Below are 11,986 nucleotides of genomic sequence, written 5' to 3' on the forward strand. Positions count from 1 at the left end.
GCGGCCCTGGGGCGACGAGCGCGAACACGGTGTGGCTGGTGAACACGGTGCGGCTGGTGAGGAGGGCGCCGGGCGCGCCAAGTGGGCCGGCGCCCTGACGGCGCCGGCCCGGGGCGGCGCTAGCCGAGGCGGTGCCGCAGCTCCCGCTTGTCGATCTTTCCGACCGCGGTGAGCGGCAGCGCGTCGACGACCGTGAGCAGGTCGGGGAGCATGAAGCGGGCCAGCCCGCGCTCGCGCAGGAACGCCTTGAGCGCCTTGAGGGTGAGCGTCGCCCCGGATGCCAGGACGACGACCGCGCGGACGCTCTCGCCGACCTGCTCGTCGGCCGCCGCGACGACGGCGGCCTGCGCGATCGCCGGGTGGGCGAGCAGGTGCTGCTCCAGCTCGCCGGCGGAGACGTTCTCGCCACCGCGGTTGACGACGTCCTTGATCCGGCCCTCGACGACCAGGTTGCCGCTGGGGGTCCGCCGGACCAGGTCACCGCTCTGGTAGAAGCCGTCCGGGCTGAAGGCCGTCGCGTTGTGCTCGGCGGCCCGGTAGTAGCCGCGCAGGGTGTAGGGGCCGCGGGTCCACAGCTCGCCGACCTCGCCGGGAGCGACGTCGGCACCGTCGGCGCCGACGATCCGGATCTCGTCGGCCGGCGCGAGCGGACGGCCCTGGGTGGTGAAGGCCAGCTCGTCGCCCTCGTCCAGGCGGGTGTAGTTCAGCAGCCCCTCGGCCATGCCGAAGACCTGCTGGACGCCCGCGCCGAGGGCCGGCGGGATGCGCCGGGCCAGTTCGGCGTCCAGCCGCGCGCCGCCCACCTGCAGCAGGCGCAGGCTGGAGGTGTCAGGCCGTTCCCACTCGGCCGCGTCGACCCAGATCCGCGCCAGCGCCGGCACCAGGGCGGTCACCGTGACCCGCTCCCGCGCGATCAGGTCGAAGGCGACGTCCGGGCTGGGCGAGCTCGCCATCACCACGGTCGCCCCCACGCCGAGCGCGCCGAGGATCCCGGGGCAGGCCAGCGGGAAGTTGTGCGCCGCGGGCAGCGAGACCAGGTAGGTGTCCTCGGCGGTAAGCCCGCACAGCTCGGCACTGGCCGCCGCATTGTACGCGTAGTCCCAGTGGGTGCGCGGGATCAGCTTGGGCTTGCCGGTCGTGCCGCCCGAGATGAGCAGCACCGCGACGCCGGCCGGGTCGGGAGCGGGCGGCGTCGCGGCCCGGCCGTCGGCCCGCGCGGCGGCGCCGGCCGCCGCGAGCGCGTCGAGGCCGGTGAACTCGCCGGCCTCGCCGGCCACGAGGACGCGGCGCACGGACGGGACCGTCGCCGCGATCTCCCCCGCCAGCACGCGGTGGTCGAAACCCTCGTGGGTGTCCGGGACCGCGTAGGCGACGGCGCCGGACAGCCGGGCCAGGTGCTCGATCTCGACCCGGCGGTGCGCCGGCAGCGCCAGCACCGGGATGACGCCGAGCCGCAGCGTCGCGAACAGCAGCGCCACGAACTCGGCACGGTTCGGCAGCTGGACCAGGACGCGGTCGCCGGGGGCGATGCCGAGCTCTGTGAGCCCGGCGGCCAGGTCGTCCGCGGCCTGGTCGAGCTCGGCGTAGGAGAGCCGGACCGGGCGTGACGCCGGCCCGGCCACGACGGCCGTGGCCGCGGCGGACCGGGCGGCCCAGTCCCGGAGCCGGTCGCCCAGCGGGCCGCCGTCCCAGTAGCCCTCGGACACGTAGCGGCGGGCGAACTCCTCCGGCCAGCGGACCCAGCCGTCCGCCGCGTCCGGCTGGGCGGTGAGGTCGGTGACCGGCGGGGCGCTCACCGCTGCGTCCCGGCGACGTCGGCGGCGCCTACCTGCTCGGCCTGATCGGTCCGCGCAGCATCGTCGACCTGCTCGGGCGCGTCGGCCTGCTCGGCCACGTCGAGGAGCCGGGCCTCGATCTCGTCGTCGGAGAGCGCGGCGATCTCCCAGGCGATCGCCGCGACCCGGTCGAGGCGGCCGGGCGTGGCCTCGGCCGCGCGCATGCCGTCCGCGAGCCCCGCCACCGTCGGCGCGCCGAAGACCATCCGCACCGTCACCTCGCCGGTGTCGAGCTCCTCGCGCAGCCGCGCCACGACGGACGTGGCCAGCACGGAGTCGCCGCCGAGGGCGAAGAACTCCTCGTCTACCCCGAACTCGCCGACGTCCAGCACCTCCCGCCAGACGCTCTGGATCACCCGCTCCAGGTCCGACCGCGCCGGCGCCGAGGCGGGGCGGGGGCCGGCCTGCTCGCGCTCCAGAAGCGTGCCGACGGCGCGCCGGTCGATCTTCCCGTTGGCGCTCAGCGGGAGCTCGGCCACCACGACGACGCGGTCGGGCACCATGTGCGGCGGCAACAGCGCCCGCAGGCCCGCCTGAACCGCCCCCTGTGCCCGCGCCTCGTCGGTCCCCGCGGTCAGGACGACGACCGCCCCGAGCGCGGGCGGGCGCCCGGCGGCGCCGGGGGTCAGCGCGGCCACCCCGGCCCGGACCCCGGGCACCGAGCCGAGCGCCGCCTCGATCTCGCCGAGCTCGACCCGGAATCCCTTGATCTTGACCTGGTGGTCGCGGCGGCCGAGGAACTCGACGGTGCCGTCCGACTGGTAGCGGGCCAGGTCGCCGGTGCGGTACCAGCGGGCACCCTCGTGGGTGACGAACCGGTCGGCGGTGCGCTCCGGGTCGCCGCGGTAGCCGCGCGCGACGCCGGCGCCGCCGATCCACAGCTCGCCGGCCACGTGATCGGGGCAGTCGCGGCCCAGGGCGTCCACCACGCGCAGCGCGACGTTGCGAAGCGGCGTGCCGTAGGGCACCGAGCGCCACTCGGGCGGCACCGGGCCGCCCCCGGCGACCTCGCACACGGTGGAGTGGATCGCGGTCTCGGTCGTGCCGCCGAGGCCCAGGAACCGGCAGCCGGGGACGGCCGCCTCCAGCCGGCCCGGCAGATCCACGCCGACCCGGTCGCCGCCGAGCAGCACCGCGCGCAGGCTGTGGCCCAGGGGCACGCCGGTGGACAGGACCAGGTCGAGCACGGCCGGCACGCAGTTGAGGATCGTGACGCCGCCGGCGATGAGCTCGGCCCACCGGGTGGCCTCGCGCCGGGACTCCTCGTCGACGATCACGACGGCGCCGCCGCAGGACAGCGGGGCGAAGACGTCGAAGACCGACAGGTCGAAGTCGAGGGCCGAGACGGCCAGCGTGCGGTCCGCCGGGCCCAGCCCGAGGCGGTCGATCAGGTCGTCGATGGTGTTCATCGCAGCCCGGTGACCGACCTCGACGCCCTTGGGCTGGCCGGTCGAACCCGAGGTGAACAGCACGTAGGCGGGTTCGTCCAGGCGGTGGGGATCGTCCGCCGCGCCCAGTGTGAGCGCGCCGCGCGGGGCGGCCTCGCGGGCGTCGTCGAGGCGCAGCGGGGTCACGCCGGCCGGCCATTCCTGGCCGGCCGGCAGCGCGATGACGGTGCGCAGCCCGGCCGTCGCGGCGATCTGCGCGACCCGGGCCGGCGGCTGTTCCACGCCGACCGGCACGTAGGTCGCTCCGGCCGCGAGCACGCCGAGAACGGCGACGACCTGGTCCGGCCCCTTCGGRAGGCTGACGCCGACCAGCTCGCCGCGCCGGGTGCCGCGGGCGATCAGCGCGCCGGCCACGGCCGTCGCCCGCTCGGCGAGCTCGCCGTAGGACAGCGAGCGGCTCCGGGCCGCTCCAGGCGCGGACGCCGGCTCGTCCCAGAGCAGGGCGGGCGCGTCGGGACGGCTCCGCGCCGCCGCGAAGAACCCCTCGTGCAGCAGGCGGGTAGACGCCGGCCCGGCCGTCGCCGCGACTCGGCGGCGCACCGCCCGGGTGGACTCGTCGAGCAGGCCGTCGACGGGCTGGTCCCAGGCCCCGCCGCCCGCGCTGCTCGCCGAGCCCAGGTCGGCCAGGTCGCGCACGAGCCGTTCGAACGCCGCGAACATCGCGTCGACGACGCCGGGCGCGAAGGAGCCCTCGCGGATGTCCCAGTTGACCAGCAGCCCGCCGTCGAGCTCGGTGACCTGGGCGTCCAGCAGCACCTGCGGGCCCTGCGAGATGATCCACACCGGCTGGCCGAACTCCCGGCGCACCGGGGCGTCGAACAACTCGCCGAGGCCGAGCGCGCTGGTGAACACGACCGGCGCCAGCACCGGCTCGCCGTGGCGGCGGCCCAGGTCGCGCAGCACCTCGACGCCGGAGTAGTCCGCGTGGGCGGCGTCGGCGTGCAGCCGGGCCTGGACCTGGCGGCTGCGGTCGACGAACGGCACGCTGTCGGTCAGGTCGATCTCCAGCAGCACCGAGCTGGTGAAGTCGCCGACGACCCGGTTGACGTCGGGGTGCAGCTGCTCGCGGTCGAACAGCGGGACGTTGAGCAGGAACCGCGGCTGCGCGCTCCAGCCGCCGAGGACCTCGGCGAACGCGGTCGCGACGGCCATCGCCGGGGTCACGCCGCGCTGGTGGGCCGCGCGGCCGAGGGCCTCCCGGGCCGACGGCGGCAGCTGGAAGTGGCGCCGGGACACGCGCGGCACCGCCGCCGGGTCGCCGGGTGTGGCTGGCTCGCCGGTGCCTCCGGTCGCCACCGGGGTCGACGCGAGCGCGAGCTGGGGCGCGCCCGGCAGGCTGGGCAGGCGGTCGAGCCAGGCGGCACGGGCCTGGGTCACCGCCTCCGGACGGGCGGCGCCGTGCTCCGCCCGGTAGCGGCGGTAGCTGTAGGCCAGCGGGGGCGCGACGTCGTCCGGGCGCTCGTACAGGTCGGCCAGGTCGGCGAGCAGCACGCGGTAGCTGACGGCGTCCGCGGCGACCATGTCGACGTCGAGGTGGAACCGGGTCGCGCCGCCGGGCCGCAGGCTGAGCGCGGTCGAGAAGACCTCGCCCCGCTCGATGTCCAGCATCTGGTGGGACAGTGCGTCGCGGACGGCGGCCAGCCGGGCGGTGGCGGTGTCCTCGTCGAGGTCGCGCAGGTCGTGGACGGTCAGCCCGCGCCAGCCGGAGACCGGCTCGACGACCTGGCCGCCGTTGTCGGTGATCCGGGTACGCAGGGCCTCGTGCCGCTCGACGAGCCGCTCGATCGCGGCCGACAGCCGGGCCGGCTCGAGGCCGCTCCCGTCGAACTCGGTGTAGATGTGGGCGGCGACGCCCCCGTAGGTCTGGCCCGCGGCGCGCCCGACCCAGTAGGCGTGCTGCATGAGCGCCAGCGGGAACTCGGCGCCGGCCTCGGGCTCCGCCGCCGCGGAACCCACTGGCCCGACGGCCGCCGGCGTCGTCCCGGTCCCGGCCTCGGCCTCGGTCCGCGGCGGGGCCGAGGGCCGCCGGCTGGTCAGCAGCTTGAACCAGCCGTCGAGGGTCGGGGTCTCGGCCAGCTCCGCGAAGTTGACCTCGATCCCGGCCCGCCGCCACTGCCCGATCGCCTTGATCAGGGCGATCGACTCCAGGCCCAGTTCGAACAGGTTGTCCTGGTCCCCCAGCGCCGCCGGGTCCTCCTCCAGCAGCTCGGCGACGGCGCGCCGCAACGCCTCGAGGTCCTCTGCCGCCACCGAACCGACCAGCCCCGAGCCGGGGGCGACCGCGGCCGGCGCTGGCGCCACGGGCGGCCGGGCCGGCACGAGGAAGCGGCTGACGCTGCGCAGCTTCTCGCGCGTCTCCTCCAGCTCCCGCTCCGGGCGCGACGCCCCGACGATGCCGGCGCCGGCGCGCAGCCAGGTACGGCCATCGCGCTGGAACACCGTGCGCAGGACGAGGGCGGCGTCGATGGCGCCGTCCGAGGTCGCGCTGATCACGGCGCCGCTGTAGAGGGCGCGCTGCCGCGGCTCGTAGCCGCGGATCGCGGCGCACGCGGCGTCCTTCGGCACGCCGGTCGCCGTGATCGACGGGAAGACGGCGGCCAGCGCGTCCCAGCCGTCCTTGCCGGGAACGAGCCGGCCGCTGACCCGCGAGGCCAGGTGCTGGACGCTGCCCCGCTCCAGGACGTTCATGAACTCGTCCACGACCAGCGTGCCCGGCGCGCACAGYGGCCGCAGCTCGTCCTGGACCGCCTGTACCGACACCGCGTGCTCGTAGATCTCCTTCGGGTCGCGCAGCAGGTCGTCGCGCCGGCCCGCGTCGCCGTCGTCGCCGAGCAGCGCCCTGGTGCCGGCCAGCGGCTGGCTGGAGACCCGGCCGTCGGCGCTGACCTCGACCACGGTCTCCGGGCTGAAGCCGATCGCGCGCTCACCGGCCAGGTCGACCAGGAAGGACCGGGCGGGCGTGTTGCCGCGCCGGCCCAGCTCGTAGGTCGCGACCAGGTCGATCTCGCCCTCGACCGGGACGACCCGGGAGGCGATCACCTTGCGGATCCGGCCGGCCGCGATGTCCTCGACGGCACGCGCGACCGTGCGCCGGTACTCGTCGGCGTCGTGCTCAAGGTCGGCCAGCGGCCGGGCCTCGCCCGCCACGGCGGCGTCCGCGCCGGTCAGGATCGCGGCCAGGGCGTCCAGGTCGGCCGGGTCGGCCGCGCGCAGCAGCGCGCCGGTCGCCGACAGCCGCGCCTCGCGGGCCGGGATGACCAGATGGGCGAGCGGGTCGGCGCTGACCGGCCCGGGCAGCCCGAGCTCGCGGGGGCCGAGCTCGAAGCCGGCCCAGCCGCACGCCCGCCAGTCCGCGATCGGCAGGACCGACAGGACGCGGGCGAGGGCGCGCAGCGGGGAGCCCTCGACCGGTTCCACCCGCCAGCCGCCGTCCGTCCGGTAGCGGATCTCGTCCCAGTACAGGACGATCTCGGCCAGGGCGCCCGAGCCGCAGCGCCATTCGCCGTCCTGCTCGTACACGGTGACCGGAGCGGCCGCGCCGCGGGCGAACCGGGCCGCCGCCGCGAGCGGGTCGCCCACTCCGGGCACCGTCCGTTCGCGGTAGACCACCGGAGCCGTCATCGCGACGTACCGGACTCGACGCCGTCGCGGCTGGCGTGGACGGCGAGCGAGGCCGGGCGGTCGGCCTCCATCCGGGCGATCAGGCTGGCCGGACGCAGGTCCGTCCAGTTGGCCTCCACGTACTCCAGGCAGGACGCCCGGCTCGCGGCCCCGTGCACGGTCGTCCAGCCCGCCGGCACCGGCGCGAACGTCGGCCACAGCGAGTGCTGGCCCTCCGCGTTGACCAGGACGTAGAAGCTGCCCATCTCGTCATCGAACGGGTTGGTCGACATGAGGTGCCCGTCTCCTTGGATCTCTGCCCGCTGAGTCTCAGCCCGCGACTTAGGCTCGCTTTACTTTAGGTAATCCTTACCTAAAATCGCCACATTCGTCTACCCCTGTGGGTCCGGATTCCTGTAGCTCCGGCTCGCCGAGCCGGGTCAGCTCAGCCGGCCGGCCTCGACCCGCACGACCCGGGGCAGGCGCTCGATGGTGGTCGGCCGGTGCGCGATCACGATCAGGGTCCGGCCGGGCCGGAAGCGTTCGACGGCCGTCTCCAGGCGGCGCGCGATGTCCGGGTCGAGGTCGGCCGTCGCCTCGTCGAGCACCAGCACCGGCGGGTCGACCAGCGCGGCCCGCAGCAGCCCGACGATCTGCCGCTCGCCCGCCGACAGCCGGTCCCCGCGCGCGCCCAGGTCCGCGTCCAGCCCGCCCGGCCGCCGGGCGACCCAGTCCGCCAGGCCGAGGAGCTCGACCGCGCGCTCCATCGCCGCCCGGTCCGGCGCGCCAGGCGTGAGTGCCAGGTTCTCGGCCAGCGTGCCGGTGATGATGTGCACCTGCTGGGGGATGAGGACGATCCGCGACCGGACCCGTTCCGGCGGGACGGAGCGCAGGTCGACGCCGCCGTAGCGCACCGTCCCCACGTCCGGCTCGTAGAGCCCGGCCAGCAGCTTGGCCAGCGTGGTCTTGCCGGATCCGGTGGCGCCGACCAGGCCGGCCCGGTCCCCGGCGGGGAAGGTGACCGAGACGCCGCGCAGCACGTCCGCGCCGTCGACGTAGCCGAACCTCACCCCGTCCGCGACCAGGTCGCCACGCGCCGGCAGGTCGCTCCCCCGCCCCGGCGGCCCGTCCGACCCCGACACCTCGAGGGATCTGGCCGTCTCGATGTACACGGGCGCCTCGGCGTGGCCGGTCGCGGCGGCCGGCGGCAGCGTCTCGAGCAGGTCCGTCAGACGGGCGAGGCCCACCCGGGCCAGCTGGGCCTGCCCGGCCAGCCCCGCGAGGGTGAGCCAGCTCTCGAACAGGTTGCGGGTCGCGACCACGAACACGACGACCGTGCCCACGCCCAGGTGCCCCGCCCGCACGAGCCAGACGCTCAGCAGCAGCAGCGCCGCGGTGGCCAGGCCCTCGATCATCCCGAACAGCTCCAGGCGGTTCTGGACGGCGATCGTCCGGTCACCCGCCCGCAGTAGCTCGTCGTTGTCCGCCCTGAACCGGCGGACCCACTCGTCCGGCCGGCCCGGCGCCACCAGCGCCTCGAGCGCGCCCAGCGACTCGGTGAAGGTCGCGGTCATCGCCGCGTCCGCCGCCGCCTGCCGGCCGAACGCCGCCGGTGCGCCCCGGTTGAACCAGGTCACGACCACGAACGCGACCGGCACGAACAACACGAGGAGCAGCAGCGCGAGCAGCCACGAGTAGACCAGCAGCAGCACTGTGGTCAGGACGACGGTGAGGCTCATGCCGATCAGGTTGGGCARCTGGTCGCGCAGGAAGAGGGTCAGGTCGGAGATCTCACCGGTCGAGCGGCGCAGCAGGTCGCCCGTCCGGTGCGCCTCGATGAAGCGCAGCGGCGCGCCGGCGAGGCGTTCGACGACGAGGTCGCGCAGGCCGCGGATCGTCCGTTCCCCGGCCGCCGACAGCAGCACCTCGGACCACCGCAGCAGGAACATCCGGGCGACGACGAGCCCGGCCATCAGGACGACCGCCCACCACAGCCGGCCCCGGTCGCCGGCCGTCACGGCGTCGACACCCGCGCCGATCACCGGGGCGATGCCCACCACCGCCGCGGTGCTCGCCAGGCTCGCTAGCACCGCGCCGGCCAGGATCGCCCGGTGCGGCCGCAGGTAGGGCCAGAACCGCCGGAACACCCCGGCGGTGGACGGCTMGTCGGCCAGCACCCGGACCTCAGCCATTCCCGCCTCCCACCCCGACGGTCTCGTCGTCGCCCTGCTCCCCCGCCGGCACGGATTCCCGTGCCGGCCCCGGCCGCGGCGTGCCGTCGGAGGGCGCGGGCGTGCCGTCCGCCGTCAGCCGCAGCACGCGGTCGGCGGCGGCGAGGACGGACGGGCGATGGGAGATCACGACGAGCGCGGACTCGGGCGACCACGCCCGCAGCCGGCGCAGGATCGTGGCCTCGGTCGCGGCGTCGACGGCCGCGGTGACGTCGTCGAGGATGAGGACGTCCGGGCGGCCGACCAGCCCGCGGGCCAGCGCGAGTCGCTGCCCCTGGCCGCCGGACACGGACGCCCCGCGCTCGCCGAGCTCGGTGTCGTAGCCGTCGGGCAGGCTCATCACGAAGTCGTCGACGGCGGCGACCTCGCACGCCGCCCGCAGCTTGCCGAGCTCGATCTCGCGGCCGACCCGCAGGTTGTCCGCGACGGTGCCGGCGAGGATCAGCGGCCGCTGCGGCACGAGGCCGATCCGGCGGGACAGCTCGAGGCGGGAGACCCGGCGCAGGTCGACGCCGCCCAGGCCGACCGCGCCGGTCGCCGGGTCCTCCAGCCGGCACAGCAGGTGGGCGAGCGTGGACTTGCCGCTGCCCGTCGGGCCGGTCACGGCGACGAACTCGCCCGGCTCGACGCGCAGGTCGACCGGGCCGAGCACCCGGCGCCCGTCGCGGTGCGCGGTCGCGGCGGTGGCGCGCAGCGAGCCGCGCGGCGGCGGGGTCTCGGCGTCGGCCGGGTCGTCGTCCTCGACCGAGGTGTCCAGGACCTCGGCGATGCGCCCGGCCGCGACCCGGGCCTGGCCCCGCTGGGAGAGCAGATCGACCGCGACCGTGACGGCCAGCGTCAGGGTCGTCATCCAGGAGGTGAAGGCGACCAGTCCGCCGATGGTGAGGTCGCCGCGCAGCGCCGCCAACCCGCCGACGGCCAGCCCGGCCGCGATCGAGAGCCGGGGCACCGCCGGCGGGATGGCCGTCCACGACGCCGAGACGCGCGCGGCCGCCATGGTGTGCGTGGTGAGCACCGCGCTGCGGTCGTGGTGGCGGCGGACGAGGGCCGACTCGCCGCCGATGCCGCGCACCGCGGCGCTGGCCGAGAGCAGGTCGTCCACGGCGTCGGCCCGGGCGGCGAACGCGCCGGAGAGCTTCTCGTTCGCCGCGTCGAACCGGCTCGGGAAGTACGCGTTCGCGAGCGCCACGAGCGGGATGGTCACCACGCCCACGACGAGCAGCGGCCAGGAGAGCAGGGCGAAGGCGGGCAGGACGACCAGGACGGTCACGACGATGCGGACCCAGATGGCGAGGCTCTGCACCCACAGCCGGACCAGGTCGACGTCCCGGGTCACCCGGGTGGCCAGGTCGCCGTGCCCGTAGCGGGCCAGCGCGGGGCGGTCGAACGCGGACACGCGCTGGACCAACGCCGCGCGCAGCGTGTGCGCGACGCGGTTGGCGGCCCGGCCTGACCACCACTGCCCGCCGGCGGCGCCGAGCATGAACACGACGGCGACCAGCGCCGTCAGCCCGGCCCAGACGAGCGTGCCGTGCACCGAACGCGGGGTGATGCCCCGGTCGAGGGCGCGCTGGATCCCCCACGGGAGGGCGAGCATCCCGGCCTGCTGGACGACCGTCGCCATCCCGCCGAGAGCCAGCTCGCGGCGTCGTGCCCGCAGTTGCGCCCTCAGCAGTCGGATGCCCGCCGTGCTGTCCAACCCCGCACCGTCCTGACCGGATCGAGCCCGCGCCATCCGACCAGCCGCTGGGCGCGGCTGCAGGCGGGCGAGGTCGACAGCCCGCGKCCCGCATGATCGGAGACAGCGAGCAGCGGTTACCTGCCCGAGAAACTTAGGTATAGCTAACTTAATATTTACATGGCAGTCAACCCATGTCGACGGGTCAGCTCGCCTCCGTGACCGGTCCGGCCGGTCCGGCCGGTCCGCTCGACGCACCCGCGACGCTCGGCACCCCGACCGCATCCACCGCCGCCACCGGGGTCGCCTCCACGGCCTCGTCCACCGTGACCGGACCGCGGCGCCGATCCCGGTGCACCGGGATCACCAGCGGCGTCCCCGACTCCGGGTCGTCGATGACCCGGCAGTCCAGGCCGAAGACGTCCGCGACGAGGTCGGCGGTGACGACCCCGGCCGGCGGCCCCTGGGCGACGATCCGCCCATCGCGCATGGCCACCAGGTGATCGGCGTACCGGCTGGCCTGGTTGAGGTCGTGCAGCACGGCCACCAGCGTGTGCCCCTCGTCCGCGAGCAGGTCGGCGCACAGGTCCAGCACCTCGACCTGGTGGGCGATGTCCAGGAACGTCGTCGGCTCGTCGAGCAGCAGGATCGGCGTCCGCTGGGCGAGGACCATCGCGAGCCACACCCGCTGGCGCTGACCGCCGGACAGCTCGTCGACCAGCCGGTCGGCGAGTTCCGTGACGTTGGTCCTGGCCATCACCTCGGCCACGACCCGCTCGTCCTCCCGCGACCACTGCCGCAGCAGCCGCTGGTGCGGATAGCGGCCACGGGCGACGAGGTCGGCGACGGTGATGCCGGCCGGCGCGGTCGCCGACTGGGCCAGCAGGCCGAGCCGGCGGGCGACCTCCTTCGTCGAGTACGACGAGATCAGCGCGCCGTCGAGGTGGACCGCGCCGGCCTGCGGGCGCAACAGGCGAACGAGCGCGCGCAGCAGTGTCGACTTGCCGCAGGCGTTCGGGCCGACGATGACGGTGAACGCGCCGTCCTGGATGTCGATCCCCAGCTCGCGGGCCACGACCCGGTTGTCGTACGCCAGGGTGAGGTCACGGGCGCTCAGCCGCGTCATCGGCGGTCCTCCTTCGTCGACCGGTCCGTCGGCGACCGGCCGGGTACGGCGCCGGCCCGAGGGCGGCG

General features: G+C 75.7%; 6 protein-coding genes and 1 pseudogene. All 7 read right to left on the reverse strand.

The window, feature by feature from the left end:
- Positions 1–119 precede the first annotated feature (119 nt).
- The 7 genes and pseudogenes from BCD49_RS37000 to BCD49_RS37025 all read right to left on the reverse strand — a co-directional run bounded on the left by BCD49_RS37000 (position 120) and on the right by BCD49_RS37025 (position 11,918).
- Positions 120–1,796: a (2,3-dihydroxybenzoyl)adenylate synthase gene (locus tag BCD49_RS37000; protein ID WP_007509289.1), complete on the reverse strand. Its 1,677-nt coding sequence runs from the start codon at positions 1,794–1,796 to the stop codon at positions 120–122.
- The gene (locus BCD49_RS37005; RefSeq protein WP_007509288.1) at positions 1,793–6,904 is read right to left on the reverse strand and encodes a salicylate synthase; all 5,112 of its coding nucleotides are present in this window, start codon (positions 6,902–6,904) and stop codon (positions 1,793–1,795) included. The genes BCD49_RS37000 and BCD49_RS37005 overlap by 4 nt, the downstream gene beginning before the upstream one ends.
- On the reverse strand, positions 6,901–7,176 hold the full coding sequence (locus BCD49_RS37010; RefSeq protein WP_007509287.1) for an MbtH family protein: 276 nt from the start codon (positions 7,174–7,176) through the stop codon (positions 6,901–6,903). The genes BCD49_RS37005 and BCD49_RS37010 overlap by 4 nt, the downstream gene beginning before the upstream one ends.
- Positions 7,177–7,323: 147 nt before the next feature.
- Complete coding sequence (locus BCD49_RS46670; RefSeq protein ID WP_425343350.1) at positions 7,324–8,247, reverse strand: ATP-binding cassette domain-containing protein; 924 nt, start codon at positions 8,245–8,247, stop codon at positions 7,324–7,326.
- A gap of 3 nt (positions 8,248–8,250) precedes the next feature.
- Positions 8,251–9,075: pseudogene (locus tag BCD49_RS46675) on the reverse strand (ABC transporter transmembrane domain-containing protein); the annotation flags it as partial.
- On the reverse strand, positions 9,068–10,849 hold the full coding sequence (locus tag BCD49_RS37020) for an ABC transporter ATP-binding protein (protein WP_051466335.1): 1,782 nt from the start codon (positions 10,847–10,849) through the stop codon (positions 9,068–9,070). The pseudogene BCD49_RS46675 and the gene BCD49_RS37020, both read right to left, overlap by 8 nt.
- Positions 10,850–10,997: 148 nt before the next feature.
- Entirely contained in the window at positions 10,998–11,918 is a 921-nt protein-coding gene (locus BCD49_RS37025) for an ABC transporter ATP-binding protein (RefSeq protein ID WP_007509283.1), read from the reverse strand.
- Positions 11,919–11,986: the final 68 nt, after the last annotated feature.

It is taken from the genome of Pseudofrankia sp. EUN1h, assembly GCF_001854645.1.
Classification (GTDB): domain Bacteria; phylum Actinomycetota; class Actinomycetes; order Frankiales; family Frankiaceae; genus Pseudofrankia; species Pseudofrankia saprophytica.

Bases quoted from the DNA above. Each gene is read 5' to 3' on its own strand.
- BCD49_RS37020 (WP_051466335.1), bottom strand. From the start codon at position 10,849: ATGGCGCGGGCTCGATCCGGTCAGGACGGTGCGGGGTTGGACAGCACG.
- BCD49_RS37025 (WP_007509283.1), bottom strand. From the start codon at position 11,918: ATGACGCGGCTGAGCGCCCGTGACCTCACCCTGGCGTACGACAACCGG.
- BCD49_RS37010 (WP_007509287.1), bottom strand. From the start codon at position 7,176: ATGTCGACCAACCCGTTCGATGACGAGATGGGCAGCTTCTACGTCCTG.